General features: G+C 40.6%; 16 protein-coding genes. All 16 read right to left on the bottom strand.

The features are described 5' to 3' along the window. Positions 1 to 142: 142 nt before the first annotated feature. Positions 143 to 3,553 carry a hypothetical protein gene (locus KGP26_RS09670; RefSeq protein ID WP_094982896.1) on the bottom strand — a complete coding sequence of 1,137 codons (3,411 nt, stop codon included), beginning with the start codon at positions 3,551 to 3,553 and terminating at the stop codon, positions 143 to 145. A 4-nt stretch (positions 3,554 to 3,557) separates the two neighbouring features. Continuing rightward, on the bottom strand, positions 3,558 to 4,877 hold the full coding sequence (locus KGP26_RS09665) for an ABC transporter ATP-binding protein (RefSeq protein ID WP_094982897.1): 1,320 nt from the start codon (positions 4,875 to 4,877) through the stop codon (positions 3,558 to 3,560). Further along, complete coding sequence (locus tag KGP26_RS09660; protein WP_209527812.1) at positions 4,867 to 5,700, bottom strand: ABC transporter permease; 834 nt, start codon at positions 5,698 to 5,700, stop codon at positions 4,867 to 4,869. The genes KGP26_RS09665 and KGP26_RS09660 overlap by 11 nt, the downstream gene beginning before the upstream one ends. 123 nt (positions 5,701 to 5,823) lie before the next feature. Then, positions 5,824 to 6,702: a glycosyltransferase gene (locus KGP26_RS09655; protein WP_223665340.1), complete on the bottom strand. Its 879-nt coding sequence runs from the start codon at positions 6,700 to 6,702 to the stop codon at positions 5,824 to 5,826. Between the two features lie 745 nt (positions 6,703 to 7,447). Beyond that, positions 7,448 to 8,311, bottom strand: a complete 864-nt coding sequence (rfbD, locus tag KGP26_RS09650) for a dTDP-4-dehydrorhamnose reductase (RefSeq protein WP_209527816.1) — start codon at positions 8,309 to 8,311, stop codon at positions 7,448 to 7,450. Beyond that, complete coding sequence (gene rfbC / locus KGP26_RS09645; RefSeq protein ID WP_071680801.1) at positions 8,311 to 8,844, bottom strand: dTDP-4-dehydrorhamnose 3,5-epimerase; 534 nt, start codon at positions 8,842 to 8,844, stop codon at positions 8,311 to 8,313. Before rfbC ends, rfbD begins: the two co-directional genes overlap by 1 nt. A gap of 1 nt (position 8,845) precedes the next feature. Continuing rightward, entirely contained in the window at positions 8,846 to 9,715 is an 870-nt protein-coding gene (gene rfbA / locus KGP26_RS09640) for a glucose-1-phosphate thymidylyltransferase RfbA (protein ID WP_223665339.1), read from the bottom strand. Between the two features lie 14 nt (positions 9,716 to 9,729). Further along, positions 9,730 to 10,794, bottom strand: coding sequence for a dTDP-glucose 4,6-dehydratase (gene rffG, locus KGP26_RS09635; RefSeq protein WP_209527822.1), 1,065 nt, complete (start codon positions 10,792 to 10,794; stop codon positions 9,730 to 9,732). Positions 10,795 to 11,635: 841 nt separating this feature from the next. Further along, positions 11,636 to 12,658, bottom strand: a complete 1,023-nt coding sequence (galE, locus tag KGP26_RS09630) for a UDP-glucose 4-epimerase GalE (RefSeq protein ID WP_223665338.1) — start codon at positions 12,656 to 12,658, stop codon at positions 11,636 to 11,638. A 293-nt stretch (positions 12,659 to 12,951) separates the two neighbouring features. Then, positions 12,952 to 14,064 carry a hypothetical protein gene (locus KGP26_RS09625; protein ID WP_223665337.1) on the bottom strand — a complete coding sequence of 371 codons (1,113 nt, stop codon included), beginning with the start codon at positions 14,062 to 14,064 and terminating at the stop codon, positions 12,952 to 12,954. A 21-nt stretch (positions 14,065 to 14,085) separates the two neighbouring features. Then, positions 14,086 to 15,180: a glycosyltransferase gene (locus KGP26_RS09620; protein ID WP_223665336.1), complete on the bottom strand. Its 1,095-nt coding sequence runs from the start codon at positions 15,178 to 15,180 to the stop codon at positions 14,086 to 14,088. Between the two features lie 8 nt (positions 15,181 to 15,188). After that, positions 15,189 to 16,289 (bottom strand): glycosyltransferase family 4 protein, encoded by a 1,101-nt coding sequence (locus KGP26_RS09615; protein ID WP_223665335.1) that lies wholly within the window; start codon positions 16,287 to 16,289, stop codon positions 15,189 to 15,191. An 11-nt stretch (positions 16,290 to 16,300) separates the two neighbouring features. Continuing rightward, positions 16,301 to 17,452: an EpsG family protein gene (locus KGP26_RS09610; protein WP_223665334.1), complete on the bottom strand. Its 1,152-nt coding sequence runs from the start codon at positions 17,450 to 17,452 to the stop codon at positions 16,301 to 16,303. A gap of 3 nt (positions 17,453 to 17,455) precedes the next feature. Next, positions 17,456 to 18,541 (bottom strand): glycosyltransferase family 4 protein, encoded by a 1,086-nt coding sequence (locus KGP26_RS09605; protein ID WP_223665333.1) that lies wholly within the window; start codon positions 18,539 to 18,541, stop codon positions 17,456 to 17,458. Then, positions 18,538 to 19,515 carry a glycosyltransferase gene (locus KGP26_RS09600; protein WP_223665332.1) on the bottom strand — a complete coding sequence of 326 codons (978 nt, stop codon included), beginning with the start codon at positions 19,513 to 19,515 and terminating at the stop codon, positions 18,538 to 18,540. Before KGP26_RS09600 ends, KGP26_RS09605 begins: the two co-directional genes overlap by 4 nt. Further along, a complete protein-coding gene (locus KGP26_RS09595; RefSeq protein WP_223665331.1) occupies positions 19,508 to 20,761 on the bottom strand; it encodes a flippase in 1,254 nt (417 codons plus the stop codon). The genes KGP26_RS09600 and KGP26_RS09595 overlap by 8 nt, the downstream gene beginning before the upstream one ends. Positions 20,762 to 20,799 lie beyond the last annotated feature (38 nt).

The raw sequence follows: 20,799 nt of genomic DNA, 5'->3' as shown, positions 1-20,799 counted from the left end.
CGCTGGGTAGTGATTGGTGCGATAGGTCACATAATGAGTGTCAGCAGGTTGAATTTTGAGCCAATTCATTTCACCAAATGGAAAAAGTGGTACTGGATTGTCTACGGTGAACCAGTACCACTTTTAGCAAAATCAGCTTAGGTTAAACCTCAGCCTCTTTAGCCTGCAGCTCTTTAAACGCCTTCACTTTCTCGGCCAACAGTTGCTCGCTGTTACGGATCATGTCAGTGTATTGAGTATTGACAAATCCCCATAAAGTTGAATGTTGATCCTCGGCATAACCCACCATAAACGGTAATGTCGTCACAACTGTCAGGCCAGGAGCAGCTTCAAGATAGCGATCGATGGTGTTATTCGCCGAGTCGATATTCTTTTCATCCCACTGACTGATAAGCTCTATGCCTTGACGCGAATAAATATTCATTACCATGCTGGTCATGCGGTTAATATAAACATATTCGATGCCGTCAATCTCTTTTACTGCAAGGATACGGGTATCTTCATGCAAATGCGCAATAATACCAGCAAAGACATGCCAGTCCCATTCAGTTGAACGCAGATGCTTGACGACTTTATCAAGTTTGATGTCAAAATCAGCCGGGAACAGTACATCATCTTCACATATCATCGCCATTTCAGTTTTACGATCGGCCAGTGTTGACAACATGTATTTATAGCTCATTCCACATCCAATCCAACCGATCCGATGACGAACGCCTTCTACAATCTGAAAACCATATGTTGGCTTGCTCAAGAATGCTTGTTTACGAACAGGCGTTTCTGTCAGTGATAAACATAGTTTAGGAATATCCGTTTCATTATGAGGAATAAAATCAGCGCTCTCTTTATATTTCTGGAAATCAATCAGATCGTTTGCCAGCATATAACGCTTGAAGTAGACATCAAACTGCTTGTCTGAACGCGTAAAATCGGCAATATCCTGGCGACGGCGAGCATAGAAGTTATTGTCAGCCAACAGTTGAGCAATCTTGTCAGCCATGGCATTGACATCACCAACCGGTGCAAAATCGATTACATTAGCCAACATATCATGTTGTTGAATATCAGAACTGGTCTCACTGACAATTGGCGTTCCCAATGACAATGTTTCATACAATCGGGTAGTTTCTAGCAAAGCATCTTCATAATAATGAATATTGATAATCAACTTAGCACGCTGAACCAACCGGGTCAGATCCTGACCAAAGACTTCTGAAGCAATATGTACATTAAAACGTTTACTCAACTGACGCAGATAACTCTGGCGACGCTCACAATTTGGGTCACCATAGAACAAAACATCAATATCTTTTTCATCTTGTGCCGGTTGTAAATTATAACCTGTATGAGATAAATGATCTGCATAGTTGTCATAAGATGAAATAGGCATATAAAACAGTTTTTGATACGGTATGCCTTGCTGCAAAAGGTACTCAATATTGGTCAACGAATAATCAAATACGGCAATTGCATTATTCAAAATAGCGAAATATTCTGCCGTGAACCAACGAGGATTAATCGACTGTTCCATTTGGAAAGCCACATAGTTTTTCGGCAGTTCTGGGAACATTTGAGGACAAATGACGATGTGCATCTGTCCGCTATCCGCAACAGCAGAATAAGCATGTACAATAGTCACACCCAGTCCGAGGTCAACGAGTGATTTTTCTACACGATGCGCGACATACAACGTATGTCGAGAGGCAAGGATCACAACGTGCTGTGTATCAATATGCGTAAGTGGCATTGGTGTATCTGCAGTATTTTTTGCCACGCGCCGCAAACTGGCAGTCAACTCTGAGATATTGCCTGTGGCCAAAAGGCGCAAAGCCGTCTTGACCTTTCTACCCAAGGCATTGTATGGATGCGGATGATTGCGGAATGCGTACCATATTTTTGATACCAGTGAACGACTGTTATCTGAACGATGAGTGAAATAATGACGAGTCAGATCACGCATAACACCGAACTCACCACGAATTGCCCGCCCCAACATACGCACTGGCATGGTTAATTTCCAAGAAAGACTCTTGCGCATCATTAACATATCAGCATGCTGCTGATGCAAAGCCTCTTCCTTTTGACGTATTACCCTGTTTAATTCGTCAACGAGCAACTCACGTTCTGTATCTTGACTATACTGTGCATGCGCTTGAACCTGTTGTAAGGTAAGATCTTTATGTAATAAAGATTCTTGCAGAGTGATATTCTCCTCTATTTTCAATTGCAATTGACGCTTCTGTTGTTGCAACTCTTCTTCTAGAGAAACAATCAGTTTCTGTTTATCATTTATACTCTGATCTTGCTCATCCATAACACGAAATATTTCCGCGCGTATATTATTCTCCCGTTTGATACGCTCAGATACCAATTCGCCAACGGTCATAGCCATGCTGTTCATCCCTACCAAAGCATCAGTTTCAGATAAATAATAATTTAAATGATAATTCACAATGTCAATTTCCGCCGGGTTCAGCAAACGAAAATTTAAATACTCTGAATCAAATATCAAATCAAATGGAACAAGATAAGAGAGTAAATAGAATGCCATACGATTGGCACGTTCAGACTCACTTTTAGCATCGGCAATGAAAGAGTAAGAACTATCTCCTAGCACCTGAACTGGCTTTTGTAGCAGCAATCCCTCAAGACCTACGCTCGAGTTTATCGTCAAAACCTGCTTACAGCGAAACAGAAATTCAAGGCTATTCGGAGAATCATCTACGTTTACATTTCCATCCTTCAGTTGAAAACGGCTCCCTGGGTGAGGACGAATAAGCAAATGCTCATCAGAACACAGCGTTTTTGCGTAAGAAATCATCGATAAATTATTAAAGCCATAACTATAGGCGATAATATTAGAATCATCTTCAACCTGCATCGCCAGACCGAGATCGAACTCCGCTTCTTTATCTTCTGGCAAGCGTACTTGAGCGAAAAATCGATGCAACTCCGGCATTGTCAACTGAACTTGGTAATCGTCAGCAACTTTCAAATAGCGTGAATAGGCTTCCGTATTGCCATTAACACCAGAAAAGTCGACATAGCCAGTTCCCAGGTACATAGGTGTTCGTAGTGGCCCCACCTCAATATGAATGACCGGAATTGAGAGTTTACGAGCCACATTCTCCAACGAAGGGCAATTACAGATACTGAGGATAGCATCAATCTGTGAGTTCTGTGGCGACAATAACACCGCCTCAAGCTCAGCTTCCAACTCTGGTATACCCTGAGTCAGAAACGTATTAAAAGCACTCATAGGGTTATGTCGGTTGGAGTCTAATAACCGGGGGAAAAATTCACCGTCAAGCATCTTGAAGTCGTGTTTATCGAACAACTCTTGGCTCGGCGCTACATACCCTAGATTAGCCATGGTAGGCCCATCCAACTCCCAACGGCCTTGCTCAATCCATTGATTTGGAGGAAGAAGGTAATCTGTTCCGGTAATAAACAGACTCTTATCTTTTAAAGAGCCTAGCAACCGATAGAAAACCCATAAATAGGGGGCCCTAACCCCTCGAAAAGGGTATGGAGGTAAAAATACGGCAAGCATACAGCTATTCGTCCTCTAATTGGATCTGAATAGGGGCATGAATAACCCCACCTAATTCCCGCGGCGACCAAAACTTTAATCGCATCATAGGCCGACGTTGATCAAGTTCTTCACGCGGACCTTTACCCACATGAGCTAAACCACAGTGGACAAGATAATCACCCGAGTTAATTGGCAATTTAACCTTATAGACCACATGTTGCTCACCCGGATTCAACGTAATAGGCACTCCTGCACCAATGTTGCTATCGCCCCAAATATCGCCACCCTGTGCTTTTGAAATAGAAACACCTAGAGCGATATCCTCAATACGTTCGGAAGACCATAAAGTATAGTCAAAGGTTAACTCTTCCCCTGCTCGTACCAAAGGTTTGTCCGATAATGGAGTACCATCAGATTTATATATTATGAGGTTTTCAATTATCGCTCTGGCGCTACCAAAACGTTTTTCGCCAATTTCTGTATTCGTTTGCTCTATCTGAATTTCTTTGAGAGTTTCAGCATCTCTGATGCCTGTGTTACTGGCTAATGGGCGTTTTTCTTTGGGTTGTACCTGTGTCAGTAGCATCCCTTTTTCATAGGCGAGCACGGCAGCCAATACATCATGAGTATCCCCAACCAGTTGGCCATCACTCATTACTAGACAACGGTCTGCATACTCAAGAATACTACCTGTGGAGTGGGTTACCATAATGATGGTCACACCTTTGGCTCTCAGTGCTTCCATACGTTTATAACATTTGTACTGGAAACCGATATCACCAACAGCCAATGCCTCATCAACAATCAGTATTTCCGGCTCAACACATGCCTGAACGGCAAACGCCAGGCGGACGTACATTCCGCTTGAATAGGTTTTAACCGGTTGGTCAATAAATTCACCAATATCAGCAAAGTCAATAATCTCTTGGAAACGAGAGTCAACCTGCTCCCGCGTGAATCCAAGAACAGCCCCGTTAAGATAAACATTATCCCGGCCGGTAAACTCGGGATTAAAACCCGCCCCAAGCTCTAGCAAAGCGGCAATTCTGCCGTGAACTTGAATATCCCCCTCTGTGGGGGTCAAAGTTCCGCAGATCATCTGCAACAGAGTGGATTTACCCGCTCCATTACGGCCAATAATACCAACGGTCTCGCCCTTTTTAATACTAAAAGAAACATTTCTTAGTGCCCAAAACTCACGGAAATAGCGTCTCGACTCGCGACGGATCGCACGCTGTAGTTTGGGGGCAAAGAACTGTTTCAGACGATCACGTGGACGATCGTAAATCTGGTAGCATTTGCTCAATCCTGTGACTTCGATCGCTATCTCGTTAGAGGACATCAGCAAACCCCTTTCTGGTTTTCTGGAAAAAGACAAAGCCCAGCCAGGCTACAACCGCTGCGGCCAGGGTATAGACCCCTAAGCCTAGCCAATCAGGGATACGCCCCCAGATCAAGACATTACGAGATTGCTCAATGATAAAAGTGAGAGGATTCAACATTATCCAAATCCTGTATTTCTCAGGTAAAGCTGTAATTGGGAAAAAAACGGGTGACAAAAACATCATTACAGTGGTGATAATGACCGTTGTCTGACCTACATCCCGGATAAAAACACCTAATGATGCCAAGATCCACGCCAAACCGAGGCAAAAAACCACAAGAGGCAAGAAGACCAGCGGCAGAAAAATGATCGTCCAATGCAAAAAACCATTAAACAAGAAAAAGGCACAAAGAAGTACAATAAGACTGATCAGCGTATGGAACATTGCAGCACAAAGACCGATCACCGGCAGGGTCTCCAAAGGGAAAACCACTTTCTTCACATAATTGGTATTACCCAGAATAATTTGAGGCGCCCTGTTGATGACCTCGGCAAAAAAACCGTGAACGATCATGCCAACAAACAAAATGACAGCAAACTGAGTACGGCTTTCGTCGCCACCAACAGACCAACGAGCCTTAAAAACCACAGAAAAAACAAATGTATAAACTATCAGCATAAACAGTGGGTTCAAAAATGACCATGCTAACCCCATGGTAGAACCCTTGTATCGGCCGACAACCTCACGCTTCGTCATCTGTAGAATAAGAGATTTGAATCCCCAAATATTGCGAATCAAGGCCAATGGTGACAGAGGCAACGTTTTATGCGGATTGCTCATCAGTCGCCCCCATCAAATGCGCTGCTCGTTTCCCCTCAAAACCACACTCAGTAAAAAAAAACATTAGCAATACCTTAGAGTTAATTAGGACCACAAAATCACTACTACTGCCAACCGATCATTTTACCGCTTCTCTGCAGGAGAAGTCATGGGGATCGTTTTTAAACACTTTTGGTTGGCAATGTCTCGTTCCCGGTCACAAAACCATCCCCATTTGTTAAAATACGAAATCGCTGATTTTATGTGATAACCAAACAAATTCATATTCTTATAAGAACCTTTACCAAAGACATGCGTGATGTTGGCCCCTGGATAAAACAGAATGTCGGTCAAAGGTAACGCCCGCCGGCAAAGATCGACATCCTCCAGATACATAAAATACCGTTCATCAAACCCACCCAGTTGCTTCATCAACGCCGAGTCCATCAGCATGAAACAGCCTGAAACCGATGGAACAGCAAACGATTGATTATAATCAGCATTTTGAACCTCATAGATGACATCCAATTTGGCTCCCAAGCGAGGGAAAAAGCGGCGTAGAAATAGGTTGGCAGGCTTTGGAAGCAAACGGCAACTGTACTGTAGACGGCCATCGTCATAATAAATACGCGGCGAGACAAACTGGTGCCTTCCATCACGGGCAAAATGGTAAAGGCGCTCAAGCTCACCTTGTGCAAAACTGACGTCAGGGTTGCAGATTAAAAAGTAATCGCTTTTTTCTAGATAGTGCTCCATAGCCAGATTATGGCCATAGCCAAAACCCTTGTTTTGCTCGGTCGCGATGTAGCAGATACGCGGATTGCTCAGCGAGGCAGCCCAAGCGGAGCCTCCATTGTCGACCAACACAATCTTTTCAACGCATGCCTCATTTAACAAGGATGACAGCGTATCTTCCAACTGAGCATGACTATGTTCGTACAATACGATTGATGCAACTATTTGAAATTTTTCTGATTCTAAAGACATGCCGTATGAAGTTCCTGAACCCATAATTCTGACCATGGCACGCTACCATGCAGATCGGGCGGTGGTTGTACTCATCATTTGCCAACGCAGGTTAAAAAATAATAACCCAATGAGTAAGATGCCAAGGGATAATCTTATCTCTTTAATTACGTGCAGTTAAAGGGGGCATTACTGAAAAATTTATGGGTAGTTACCCTGGTACTGACCTATCGTTCACTTGCATTAGACAACCTTGCTTGCAATGGCTCTCATACCAAAACCTGGGTAACTACCTCTGGGAAAATGAGTTGGAGCACTTCTCACTCCGCATCCCATATACTCAATCAAACATTAGTTATCTACTATAGAAATAATCTGATTTTCTCCCAAAACGGATGCCTCAGAGGGTAGCACAATTAATCAAAACATCCGATAACAGTCGTAAGAATTGTTACATTACAACCTGTGCCGCAACGCAGAGAAAATTACAAGCCATTGATATTAATTAACTTTAAATGATTCACTCTCAATTTAAATGGGCACTTATTGGTCAACCGTTAATTCAGCACAACGTTGAGAAGCTAGAACAGTAGCAATAATAAAACCCAGCCCACCCATATCACAATTAAATAAAAATAACAATGAGATAGCTCTCAAATTAAAGCGTACTAGTCATTCCATTATTATAGAAGAATTACTTGCACACTTATCACAAAACAAAAAAGCCACACAGAATCACATTGCTGAAACTAACCCATTTCAACGATGGTGAGCCTGCATGGCTATGTCGCGATGGCGGCGCTTACGAATTGTGGCAATGAGCAATAACGAATTGAAGCTGTTCTTGCCACAGAGATAGCGCTACCCCCTCATTCTGAATCTTTTCACAATTCAAAACAGAATACTTAGGCCTTTTTGCCGGGGTTGGATACTGCTCAGTGGTAATACCATCCACAATAGGCATTTGTGCCAAGACCCCTTGATTCAGGGCTGATGAGAAAATAATCTCAGCAAACTCATTCCAGGCGACTTCGCTGTCACCGCAGAAGTGATAAATGCCACCAGGTGCCTCTTTCTGTAGCAGTGTGATCACAGCAGAAGCAATGTCACCTGCGTAAGTGGGACAACCTCGCTGGTCGGCAACAATACCTAACCGATCCCGCCCTTGCGCTAGCCGTAGCATAGTTTTTACAAAATTATTGCCATACTCACTGAACACCCATGCGGTACGAATGATCAACGCCTCTGGCTGCACTTGGCTAACCGCAAGTTCACCATTCAGCTTAGTCTGGCCATACACACCTAACGGATTGGTTGGGGCATCTTCAATGTAGGGCACTGTTGCTTCACCATCAAAAACGTAATCCGTTGAAATATGGACCAAGCGGGCACCAAGTTCCTTGGCCACCATAGCCAGATTTTTGGGGCCAATGTCATTAATCAACGCGGCAATATCGTGTTCTACTTCAGCCTTGTCAACTGCAGTATAGGCCGCAGCATTAACGATAAAATCTGGTTGGTACGTTGCAGCAACTTTTTTTACCTGATCAAGATCGGTGATATCCAGTGTGTTAGAGTCGGTCGCTAAAATATTCCAACCAGCAGGACAACGATCGCTAAAGCAACGCCCTAACTGCCCTTTCGCACCGGTAAGTAAAACTTTCATTACGCCAACTCCTTCAGTAGCTTCCCAAGTTTGTCTTTTTCAGACAGCAGTGGGTTGGCAATCGGCCATTCGATCCCCACGGCAGGATCGTTCCACAGCAAGCAACCTTCCTCGGCAGGATTGTAATAATCGGTACACTTATATTCAAAATCCGCAGTGTCAGAAAGCACCACAAAACCGTGCGCCAAACCAGGCGGTATCCAAAATTGGGTTTTATTCTCTTCAGAAAGAATGACCCCTTCCCAAGTACCAAAGGTTGGTGAATCAGGGCGAATATCAACAACGACGTCAAAAACCTCCCCGCGAACAACACGAACCAGCTTTCCTTGTGGGTTAACTTTCTGAAAATGCAAGCCACGCAGCACGCCATATGAAGAGCGCGAATGGTTGTCCTGTACAAAATCCAGATCGATGTCCAACATTTCCTGATAGCGTTTCTTTTCGAACGTCTCCAGGAAAAAGCCCCGCGCATCGCCAAATACCTTGGGTTGAATAATTTTCACACCATGGATTTTGGTATCTGTGACTTGCATTCTATTTCTCCACTATCAGTTGCGATAAATATTGCCCATAAAGGGTCTTACTAAGCAATTTGGCTTCTGCTGCTACTTGCTCACGTGTCAACCAGCCTTTGCGGTAAGCAATCTCTTCCAGGCAAGCAATTTTGAACCCTTGGCGATTTTCGATCGTATGCACAAACTGAGAGGCTTCAATCAGGCTGTCGTGCGTACCGGTATCCAGCCACGCAAAACCGCGCCCAAGCAACTCAACGTTGAGCGCCCCTTTCTCCAGATACATCTGGTTGAGCGTAGTGATCTCTAATTCACCACGGGCGGACGGCTTGACCTGCTTCGCCATCTCAACAACGTGATGATCATAGAAGTAAAGCCCGGTAACGGCCCAATTGGATTTAGGTTGCGCTGGCTTTTCTTCCAAAGACAAAGCGCGGAAGTCATCAGCAAACTCCACCACGCCAAAGCGTTCAGGATCCATGACCTGGTAGCCGAATACGGTTGCCCCCTGGTTACGCTCAACGACAGACGTCAACTTTTTGCCAAAACTCTGGCCAAAGAAAATATTGTCCCCTAATACCAGAGCACAACTGTCCCCATTGATGAACTCTTCACCAATCAGGAATGCCTGCGCCAAACCATCCGGGCTAGGTTGAATGGCGTAGCTCAATGAAATGCCAAAACGACTCCCATCACCGAGTAACCGTCTGAATGACGGCAGATCCTCTGGCGTAGAAATAATCAGAATGTCGCGGATCCCCGCCAGCATCAATACCGAGAGCGGATAGTAAATCATCGGCTTATCGTAGATCGGCAATAACTGCTTTGAAACACCACGAGTAATAGGATAAAGACGTGTGCCTGACCCACCCGCTAAAACAATACCTTTCATTTTCACACCTTAAATTAGCGGGCTAGACCCAGACGTTCGCCGGCATATGAACCATCTTTAACACGGCTCCACCAGACTTGGTTAGCCAGGTACCACTCAACCGTTTTTCTAATGCCGCTCTCGAAGGTTTCTTGCGGCTTCCAACCCAATTCACGATCAATTTTCGAGGCATCAATGGCATAGCGCATGTCGTGACCAGGGCGATCGGTAACAAAGGTGATCAGGTCTTCATACTTAGCCAGACTACCTGGCTTATTCGGCACCAATTCATCTAGCAAACGGCAGATCGTTTGCACGACTTCGATATTTTTACGCTCGTTGTGGCCGCCAATGTTGTAGGTTTCACCTACTTCACCTTCACAGACCACTTTGTACAGTGCTCGTGCGTGATCTTCCACATACAGCCAATCGCGCACTTGAGTACCGTTGCCATAGATCGGCAACGCTTTACCTTCAAGAGCGTTCAGAATGGTTAGCGGGATCAGTTTTTCCGGAAAATGGTAAGGACCGTAGTTGTTAGAACAATTCGTTACGATAGTTGGCAGGCCATAAGTACGTAACCAAGCTCTGACAAGGTGATCGCTTGAGGCTTTCGAAGCAGAGTACGGGCTGCTTGGTGCATAAGGTGTGGTTTCCGTGAACAGGTCATCGGTACCGTGCAGATCGCCGTACACTTCATCAGTGGAGATATGATGGAAGCGGAATGCTTGCTTTGCCAATTCACCTAGAGTGAGCCAGTATTGGCGGGCCGCTTCCAACAGGGTATAGGTACCCACAATATTGGTTTCGATAAATGCGGCGGGACCATCAATGGAACGATCGACATGGCTCTCGGCAGCCAGATGCATAACCGCATCAGGCTGGAACTCGGCAAAGACACGGTCCAGTTCCTGACGATTACAGATATCCACCTGTGCAAACTGGTAACGTTCGCTGCTGGCTAACGGCGCTAAAGATTCGAGATTACCTGCGTATGTCAGGCTATCCAGTACCAGAATTTGGCTGTTAGTGTCTTTGATAAGATGCCGTGCCACGGCAGACCCAATGAAGCCAGCACCACCGGTAATGATAATTTTCATATAACCCTCTAAACGGCACCGCGTGAACCTTTGCGGTCACACTAACGTCAATGATTTAACATTAACCAAAGGTTACTCTGTAGTAACTCTGAGGATAATGGCGAAAAAATAATCGCTTAAAAATCAATAGATTAGACAACAGGCATGCTAAGGAAGCGCAATATAATACAAGAACCCAGCATCATCCGCCATCAGAAACCACTTATACTGCTAGTAGTAACATTTTTAACCTTTATTACGTTAGGTTCATAATCTTCAAATAATAAAATATGCAAATTGCAGGCTTTACTAGCGTTCTCAACGTCATAGGTCAGTTTCAACCCTCTTGGCAGCCAGTATGTCATTATTCTGATTTTCTCTGTAACCGTCATACTTTGTTACACTATGAAGTATAATGGCTACATACATGCATGAGGCCAAAAATAGCCCCAAAATGCTATATGCACTGCAGATCATAAAAACACGCTACCGCCCTTGGCTCGACAGCTACCAACAGACTGAAATAACGTATAATTTTACGTTTTGTCCAACACCGATAGTGAGTACTCAACCGCTGCCTGAACGGAGGACTAACTCCTGATGGACAAGATTTTTGTAGCGTATGCTACCACCGAAGCTATCAAAACACCTGTACATTATCCACGCATTCGGATTTATCTTACAACGTTCGCTGCTTTATTAAGCTATGACAGTAATCTAATAGCAAATGTATTTAATAACATCAGATTAAGATAACTTGTATGCTTAAATCTTATAATTAAGACGGCATATTTATAGCTTGCTTATCATTTTAAGGCGAAAAAAAAGCCCAGAAATGGGCTTTTTAAATTGGATAATCGGTTCAGCTTTTACTGCAATATCCCTGCGGGTTGTTTTTCTGCCAGTTCCAGGTATCATGCATCATCTCGTCGATACCACGGCTAACTTCCCAGCCCAATTCTTGACGCGCCAAGTTGGCGTCGGCCCAGAAGGCTGGCAAATCACCTTCGCGGCGCGGCAAGATCTGATAAGGGATAGCAACACCGGAGGCTTTCTCGAAAGCATGCACCATCTCCAGCACGGAGAACCCAACACCAGCTCCCAGATTATAAGCTTTGAACCCTTCGACCTTCTTCAGATGATCCATGGCCATCAGGTGGCCTTCAGCCAGATCCATCACGTGAATGTAATCACGCACACCGGTACCGTCTTCCGTTGGATAATCACCGCCGAAAACACCCAGTTTCTCCAGCTTGCCAATAGCTACCTGCGAGATATATGGCAACAGGTTATTAGGGATGCCATTAGGATCTTCGCCGATCAGTCCAGACTCATGAGCACCGACTGGGTTGAAGTAGCGTAAAGCGATAATTGAGAACTGCGGCTCTGCCTTAGCGAAGTCTTGCAGGATCTGCTCAACCATCAGTTTGGATGTGCCATACGGGCTAGTCGTACCGCCAATAGGTGTGGTTTCAACATAAGGCACCGGAGAGTTAGCGCCATAAACAGTGGCTGAGGAACTGAAGATAAACTGATGAACTCCGGCACGACGCATCTCATCCAGCAGCACCAGGGTGCCAGAGACGTTGTTCTGATAATACTCTAACGGTTTGCGGGTGGACTCCCCTACCGCCTTTAGGCCAGCAAAGTGGATCACCGCCGAGATACGGTGGCTACCGAAGATGCGGTTCAGACACTCCGGATCTTGAATGTCGCCTTGGTAGAAGATGGCTGCTTTGCCTGTTATCTGCTCCACTCGGTGCAGTGACTCTTCGGATGAGTTCGATAGGTTGTCTAGGACGACAACCTCTTCTCCACGTTCAAGCAGGACCAGAACAGTGTGGGAACCGATGTAGCCAGCTCCGCCGGTGACTAGAATTGCCATTGTTACTCCTTTTGTGCACAAAGTGGGGGTGGAGAATGTTAGGTCAGCAGGTGACTTAAATGTACAGGAATGGCCTTAACATGTACCTCGACATCATCAAGATGAAACTAACATAGGATTTTTATACAGACATTCACGTTGGGAACAGAAGGCTACAAGCCTAGGCTATTGCTATAGTTTAGCTCCAGAGATACAACTCATACAATCCAGATAAACAGGCGGCAGTATAATTAGGCCTCTTAAGAAATTTGACAATAGCTGCAATTATACATGGTTAGAAGCCTAATAAATAACTACTTGACACAATAAAAACAATTACCCTCAGACACGACATTAAAATAACGAGAGAAGATAAATTTATAATTTTTGTTAAAACGGTTATTTAAAAATTCACCGTCAAGAGAGTAATTTTTTGCAGAAGTATTAAGTATAATCGGCGACATTCCTTTACTTATAAAAATATTACCCTCGACCTTAAATTTCTTCACTCCTCGCAAAACCAATGCATCTGTATTTGAGCGGACAATATTAGAGCTTATTATGACGTTATTGTCAGGAGAGTTATTTGATAACGCTTTATTACCTTCAAAATTTATACCTCGCGACTTGCCACCTGCAAATATTTTATTGTTATAAATATAAAACATTGATGGCGTATTCATGGTTACATCATTTAACCAAATATTTATAGCTGCATAACCTACAGAGTTAATTATCTTATTTTTACCGATTACGACATTCTTTACAAAGTGGAATTTATTTAAGTTAGGTTCAATATCTATAGCCCCAGGCATGTTACTTTTCGCCACATTAGTAAACACGTTATTAATTATATATATATTCTCCCCATCAATTACACTAACTCCATTCCTATTAGAGTTGTTCACGCCATCAAAAGAATTTGAAGTTATATAAATTGATTTATTGTGACGCTCTTCATTACCGATCCCACCACCAATATAAACTCCATCACCTTGGAATGAGATAAAATTAACATTATGGATAATTACATTTGATACGCCATGTAGACTAATCAAGTGTACATGCTCAGAGAACCCTTTATAATCCGAGCCACCTTTAATAGTTAAATCTTTAATTACAATATCATTTACCCAATCATTCTTGTCGCTGGAATAGGCAAAAAGCATACCTTGTGATGGCTTAAATACAGAATCATTCACTAATACCGTTTTACCATCTGGAGAACCATGAATCTTAGAGCCATTTTTTAATATGATTTGCGATCCTACAATGCAAGTTCCAGATGATAAAACAGCGATTTGATTATTGTCGATTTTATCCTGGATTTGATGACTAACATCTACTAAGTTATTACAGGTAATGTTAGGGTTTGCTAGCCCATAAAAACTAGCCAGTAAAATAGATATCGAAAATAAATATCGCATGATAATTCCAACTTTGTTTATTTAACTACCTGAAGATATATCTCTCAGGGATTTAAAAAATGAATCAGAATAGTCACCTAAGTTGTAAATAGATGAAATTGCTTTAGATGACATTTTTGAATAAGAACCACTAGTTATGCAAAAATTAATATCATCAGTAACTTGCTTAAAATCCGCTTCAGTTAACGAGTTTAAATGAAATGCTGAGATCTTATTTTCTGAATAAGAGGGAATATCGCCAACTGCTGTAACAACAGGTATTACCCCATATTGCATTGCTTCAACTACAGATGCAGCCATACCCTCTCGAGAGCTCGTCTGGAGGAAAAAATCTGCACCTGATAGAATTCTACCTATATCTTTCCGGTTGGCAACACCATTATAATTAACCACATCACCTAACTTAAGTTCGTTTATGGTAGAATAGCAATTCTTTAACTCCCCTTCATCTGGTCCATATATATCAAAAGTTGAGTGTGGATTAACCTTGTTATATGCATGGAATAATTTAATTGCTGAGGTAATGCCCTTAACTTTATTAAGTCTTCCTATAAATACGAATTTAATTACATCATTAACTTCTCTTGGCTCTATACAATTAGGCAATTTGAAGACAAAAGGAATTCTATATAAAGTCACTTTTCTTTTAGCTATCTTGTTTTTGATAAACTCTTCTGTCGAGGATGAATCAACAAATGCACTTTTACATCGTTTTAGTATGATTGCTGTGAAAAATTTATCTAAAAAATGAGCACTTCGTGAAGAGTGAAAAAACGGAACAATCTTTACATCTGGTTTCACTATTTGAATTAATAAGCTTAGGAGATGCGCCTTCCATAATGAGGAAACGATAATGTCGTCAGTTTGAAAATTAATTGATTTTTTTATTTTGTTTAAGTTAAAAACCTCCCACCACCTCATGTTCAAATTCACATTATTTGATTCCGAAATCCTATTCTTAAAAGCACAAAAAACATTTTCATCTGGCTTCTCTATTGAGATTAAATGATAATTTATAGATGAGCTATTTTTGACAACGGCAAGCTCATGCAATATTCCAACTTCAACCCCGCCTAATTTTAACCTAGGTGTTATTCTAATTACTCTCATCTTCATCCCGGAAGTCATTGAATGGTCTCAAGATATTTTTTTATCACATGTTTTTCATCAAAGTTTTCATATATGTGCTCATAAGATCTTTCCTTCATGATATCTATTTCACTCTCATCCAAGAGGATGAAGTCCTCAATTTTCTTGGCCAAGCTATCTGCAGAGCGCGCCTCGCATATAAAACCACTAAATTTGTCAATAACGGTATCTCTGCAACCAACATTATCTGTGGTGATAATAGCCTTTCCCATTGCACCGGCTTCAAGCAAAGACTTTGGAACTCCTTCTCTATAATAAGAAGGTAACACGACACAATCAAAATCTTTTATTGCTGCTGGGACATCATCCGTTTCACCGAGATAGACCAAGACTTGATTACTTTCCCACTCTTTTATTTTGCTCAAGGAAACCGCGGAAGGATTGTCTAATGGTATTGGACCGAGAAGATAAAATGTGATGTTTTTATATTTTTCTCGTAGTTTCATGGCTGCCTCCGCATATAACTCAACTCCCTTTTCAACAAGTAATCGAGCGACCATAACAAACTTCAAATTTTCCTTATCCGTTGAGATATACTTCTTAAATCTTGTCAAATCTACGCCAGAGCCAGGCAATCGTGCACATTTATCAGCTGTGATTATTCCAGACGCCAAGAATAATCTCAAATCTTCATCGTTCTGAAAAAATATTTTATTTGCCCTATTCTGAGATATTTTATAGAGTATTTTAAGTATCTTCGACTTTATACCACTCTCTATAAAAGCGTTCCCAAGCCCGGCAACATTATTGATGACATTAGCACTTTGTTTATGTAACGCCATCGTCCCGTAAATGTTAATTTTAGGTGTAAAGTTGTACACAAAATCGGGGTTTATTTTCCTATACAATAACCACAAAGATAGCAACGTTCGCGCATCATAGTAAGGATTCATTGAATTAGACATTATAAATATAGGGTAAACATCACACCCTAACTTTTCAAACTTATCTATATAACGGTCGTTACCAGCTATAATACTGACTTGATACCCCTTTTCCAAAAACATCTTAATTGTATTAAGCCTAAAATTATAAAGATACCAACCAGTGTTGGCCGAAAAAACAACTTTTTTCATCACTTCCTCCATCACCATCGACAAAATCCAGCATTAGCCTTACTTAGAAAAATACACTTCTTATTTTTTTCCATTGCAAAATTAAATTCTCCCATCGCATACTTAACTAAATATGAATCATAGTCAAAAAAACCCTGCCGCATATCATCTGCCAGAAATTTATAAAAACAGACAACCGAAAGTAGTACAGCTATCGCAACACTAAAAAGCCCTCTTCTACTCTTGAAGAATAACTCCCCATTCAAATAATAGGAGCCTAAAAAACAATAAAAAATAAAGAAATATGGATTAATACGTTGAAATACGGGGAATGAATAGAAAGATAAATGCGAACAAGCAGAGATAAACACCCCTGACCATAGCGCAGCTACTTTTACATCCTGCGGCTGTCGATTGAAAAGATAAAACATCATTACGCAAATATCTACTATCGCAAAAAAACCGAATTTTGATACGCTATTTTCGGCATAAAAATCAATTTTCCCAGCTATATATGAACCGACAAATCCAAAACCAGATAATACTGATGTTATAATGCTAGGAATAGAAAGTAAAAGGGTAGAAAACACACAAATACTCACCCCTGTTATAACGACTATTTTCTTTCTCTGCAAAATAACAGGATAGATAGCCAAGGTAATTATTGCTGAATAGTGAAAAAAACCAGCAATAAGGTTAAATATCGCGAAATATTTATATTTCCTTTCAAAAATAAAATTCAATCCATAAATACAAAGAACGACTGCAACTAATTGGCGCAATTGATCATTAATGATAGATATATCATTTATAGTGATAAACAAAGTTATAAACACTGTTCTGTTTATTTTTAAAAAGAATTGAGATATGGATACATATAACAACGTAAAAACGATAGTGTAAAAGACTATTACGGAGATATAAAAGTCATCGAAAATAGACTTGCATAAGAATAGAAAGACGCCAAAGAGAGGCTCAAAGCTCCAGAGAAAATCCTCAAACGTCTTTGCATCCTGAAAAACCACACCATAATTAACCCAATCAACCCCATTAAAATAACCATTGATAGTAAAAAAATAGGCTATAGTAAAACTGAAAATTGAATATTGGCGTTCATTCTTTTTATTAAAAAATGAAAGCGCACTGATCAATATTAAAATAACATATAATAAAGTCCAATACATGAGTTAAGCCTTATTGCTTTGAGCTCCATGATACAGGACCTCATTCCATAATTTCATAACACTATGAATACTATACATTTTACCTCGAAGATAAGCTCCGTTAGATAGACTCAACCTTCTGTTATCATCATCAATTAGAGATTGGAGTGAGAGAGCCAAAGCATCTATATCACCATTAGGGCAAAGAACCGCACAAGCTTCATTTAGAATTTCTTTAGGTCCTGCCTCACAATCAAAAGAAACCACAGGAAGTGAGCATGAGAGAGCCTCAACTAAAACCATTCCAAACCCTTCAAAATAGGAAGATAAACAGTATATGCCAGAAGACATATAATGCTGAACAACATCTATCGTTGATGGGATAAATACTACATTATTATCTATACCATACTCACTGACCAACTTCTTTAGGCTAGCCTCTTCATTACCAGAACCAACTATTTTTAATATCCACTCTCTATTGTTTTTAGCTATCAACGACCATGCTTTTATTAAGCGTTCAAATCCTTTCACTTTCTCTAATCGGCCGACACTTAAAACAACCTTTTTCTCAAGTATTGACATCTCTCTAGCAGGCATTTCGAATGATGAAGGATTAGGTATGACGGTAACAACACTTTCTTTCGCCCCTGCATTAATCCAGAAATTTTTGTCCCTCTCAGTAAGGGTAACAATGTCCCTCGCCCACTTGATAGACATAAACCTTGCTATCTTTCTGAAGTTACTTCCTAAGGTTTCAGTGAAAATAAAATGCTCCCAGCAGACTATATTTTTAACCCAAATTGACGATGGTAAGAAATATAGAAACAACATTGTATCGACGACGATGAAAAGCTCATCTCTCCCTTTTGAAGCAAGTTTATTTATAAAGTAAAATCTATGTAGTATATTTTTAAACCGCCCACCATCAACAGCTAAAGACCTAACTGAAATATTATCACTCAATGGAAAATAGCTTTTGTGATAATTTTTCAAAGTCATAATATGAACGTCATGGCCAGAAACTGCAAAGGCGTTTGCAATCATAGTCGTAACTTTTTCAGTTCCTCCGGATCGCTCCAGATTATCGATTAAGAAGGTGATTTTCATATTTTTTTCTTAACGTCCAGATTTTTCATGTAACTATATACACCTGATAACCGCGGAAAATATAAAGTCGCTAAGTATTTAAATTTATGCCCACGGAATTTAACTATTTTTATTATATCTCTTGATAACTTCTGCGTATCAGCATCAATATAAAAATATCCGTACACCTTATTATTTAAAAATTTCAAAAACTGGAAAGATTTAAGCAACGTTAGCGAGATGTTTTTTTTCATCGATTCATCATGTGGATACGCCCCGACAATATCTAGAAGTTTTCTCATGCCAAAAATAACATCTGTAATATCTTGCTGAACTATTTTTTTTGTTATGCTAGAGTTTATTTGTCTATACCCAATAGCGTAATGTTCTAATGGATATATCGTCTTCGCATTTATATATAAATAAGGCGTAAATGCCATATCCTCGTAGCGTCTGCCTACGCTGAAAGTCATGCCATTTAGCAAAGATTTTTTAAATACTCTACACCACACAAACCATTTGCTTTTTTTAAAGACACTAGTCAACTGTGATGAAGAATAAATAGAAGTGACTTCTTCGAATGATAAAAGGTCCATTAACTCTGTTTTATTTGATATTTTCTCTTCGAATTTGAATGCATCAACTTCTATAATATCACTATTTGTTTCCAGTATAGGCATCAATTTATCTAGTGTACCAGGTTGAAGAACGTCATCGCTATCTATGAAAAAAACATAGTTGCCATGGCATAATGATAATCCAGTATTTCTAGCAGCTGAAAGCCCTTGGTTCTCTTGCTCTATGGCCAATAACTTTATCGTAGCGAATTCTTTTATCAACGCACATACAATACTCCAACTACTATCAGTTGAACCATCATTTACTATGACGACCTCTATATCATAATTGCCTACCTGCGATAATACCGAGTCCAGGCATTGTCTGACATATGTTTCAACATTATAAACGGGGATGATTATCGATAACTCAGCCATTGATTAAAAATATCCTTTTTAAATAACCTTTCTTAAAGTTTATTGCCAGTAGTATCATTAGTGTAATGATTTCCGTTAATAAAATGGCTATAGCCCCCCCCTCAGCGCCAAAGTAAGCACACAAAGGAATTGAATAGCATATATGCACAACACTGGTTACAATAGGAATTTTCGCATAAAGATGATTATGCCCCATAGGCAAAAGAATATAGTTACAAAGAATCACTGATGTTGTAACCAAAAAAACCATAGGTGACATTATTTTTAATATAAATGAAGCATCTGGATACTGATTACCTAGAAGAATACTAGCAATTAAACCGGCAGACAAATAGAGGATGAAAGAAAAAATAAAGGTTATTGTGCCTTGTATATAAAGCAATTTTCTTAAGAAAGCAAACGCTAATATTGAGGATTGCTTCATCAACACATTTACTCTTGGATAGAATGCATTTCCTAATATCAAAAACACACCCAATAGTGCTTGCCTTATTCGGTCAGATGCAACGTAGTACCCTACTTGTTCTTTCGTACTGACAATGCCAAGAATAAATGGTGTACTCATCGTATACAGGCTTATTGCAACAGCACCAATGAAGAGTGGGAATGACTCTCTCATAGAAAAAATAACACTACCTAAACTAACTTTTGTTCTAATTATCATTTTAGTTTTAAATACTAAAATACACGATATCAACCCAGCCAGTAATGCCCCACCACCTTGAATTAATGCAGCCTTCCATGCATCGTCAACAGAAATAACGAACACAAAAATCAATGGTACAGTGCAACCTCTTGCAAGAATATATGAAATAGTAACTTTAGACATCTTTTCAATGCCCTGAAAGAACCAAGTAGGTAGAAGGACACTACCAATTAGTTGTAATGATAACGCATAAACAATACCTTTAATTTCATAAAAACCCTTGCTACAGTGTACGACTATGAAAATCGCAAAAATTGATAATATCAGAAGAATACTTTTTGCAATAATGGTTTCCCAGAAAACACCACTTACAAAATCGATGTCATCCCGATTTTTAGCTATCTTCCTCGTCGAGCTTAAATTAAAACCAAAATCAATAAATAAGGAAAAGTACTGAATTAGGGCAAGTCCGATACCTAAACTTCCATAGCCAGTTGGGCCTAGAACCCTCACTAAATATGGAAATGTAATCAATGGAATTATATAATTTGAACCTTGCAATACAAATAGTGATATGACATTACGCTTTAAGCTTGACATTTAGCTCGACCTGATAAAGGCCCCTAAGGGCCTTTTAT

The organism is Serratia sp. JSRIV002, from assembly GCF_019968725.1.
Classification (GTDB): Bacteria; Pseudomonadota; Gammaproteobacteria; order Enterobacterales; family Enterobacteriaceae; genus Chania; species Chania fonticola_B.
Note: the sequence above shows the minus strand (reverse complement) of the source record. Positions and strands in the feature narration are given on the sequence as shown.

Bases quoted from the DNA above. Each gene is read 5' to 3' on its own strand.
- KGP26_RS09670 (WP_094982896.1), bottom strand. From the start codon at position 3,553: ATGCTTGCCGTATTTTTACCTCCATACCCTTTTCGAGGGGTTAGGGCC.
- KGP26_RS09665 (WP_094982897.1), bottom strand. From the start codon at position 4,877: ATGTCCTCTAACGAGATAGCGATCGAAGTCACAGGATTGAGCAAATGC.
- KGP26_RS09660 (WP_209527812.1), bottom strand. From the start codon at position 5,700: ATGAGCAATCCGCATAAAACGTTGCCTCTGTCACCATTGGCCTTGATT.
- KGP26_RS09655 (WP_223665340.1), bottom strand. From the start codon at position 6,702: ATGGTCAGAATTATGGGTTCAGGAACTTCATACGGCATGTCTTTAGAA.
- rfbD (WP_209527816.1), bottom strand. From the start codon at position 8,311: ATGAAAGTTTTACTTACCGGTGCGAAAGGGCAGTTAGGGCGTTGCTTT.
- rfbC (WP_071680801.1), bottom strand. From the start codon at position 8,844: ATGCAAGTCACAGATACCAAAATCCATGGTGTGAAAATTATTCAACCC.
- rfbA (WP_223665339.1), bottom strand. From the start codon at position 9,715: ATGAAAGGTATTGTTTTAGCGGGTGGGTCAGGCACACGTCTTTATCCT.
- rffG (WP_209527822.1), bottom strand. From the start codon at position 10,794: ATGAAAATTATCATTACCGGTGGTGCTGGCTTCATTGGGTCTGCCGTG.
- galE (WP_223665338.1), bottom strand. From the start codon at position 12,658: ATGGCAATTCTAGTCACCGGCGGAGCTGGCTACATCGGTTCCCACACT.
- KGP26_RS09625 (WP_223665337.1), bottom strand. From the start codon at position 14,064: ATGCGATATTTATTTTCGATATCTATTTTACTGGCTAGTTTTTATGGG.
- KGP26_RS09620 (WP_223665336.1), bottom strand. From the start codon at position 15,180: ATGAAGATGAGAGTAATTAGAATAACACCTAGGTTAAAATTAGGCGGG.
- KGP26_RS09615 (WP_223665335.1), bottom strand. From the start codon at position 16,289: ATGAAAAAAGTTGTTTTTTCGGCCAACACTGGTTGGTATCTTTATAAT.
- KGP26_RS09610 (WP_223665334.1), bottom strand. From the start codon at position 17,452: ATGTATTGGACTTTATTATATGTTATTTTAATATTGATCAGTGCGCTT.
- KGP26_RS09605 (WP_223665333.1), bottom strand. From the start codon at position 18,541: ATGAAAATCACCTTCTTAATCGATAATCTGGAGCGATCCGGAGGAACT.
- KGP26_RS09600 (WP_223665332.1), bottom strand. From the start codon at position 19,515: ATGGCTGAGTTATCGATAATCATCCCCGTTTATAATGTTGAAACATAT.
- KGP26_RS09595 (WP_223665331.1), bottom strand. From the start codon at position 20,761: ATGTCAAGCTTAAAGCGTAATGTCATATCACTATTTGTATTGCAAGGT.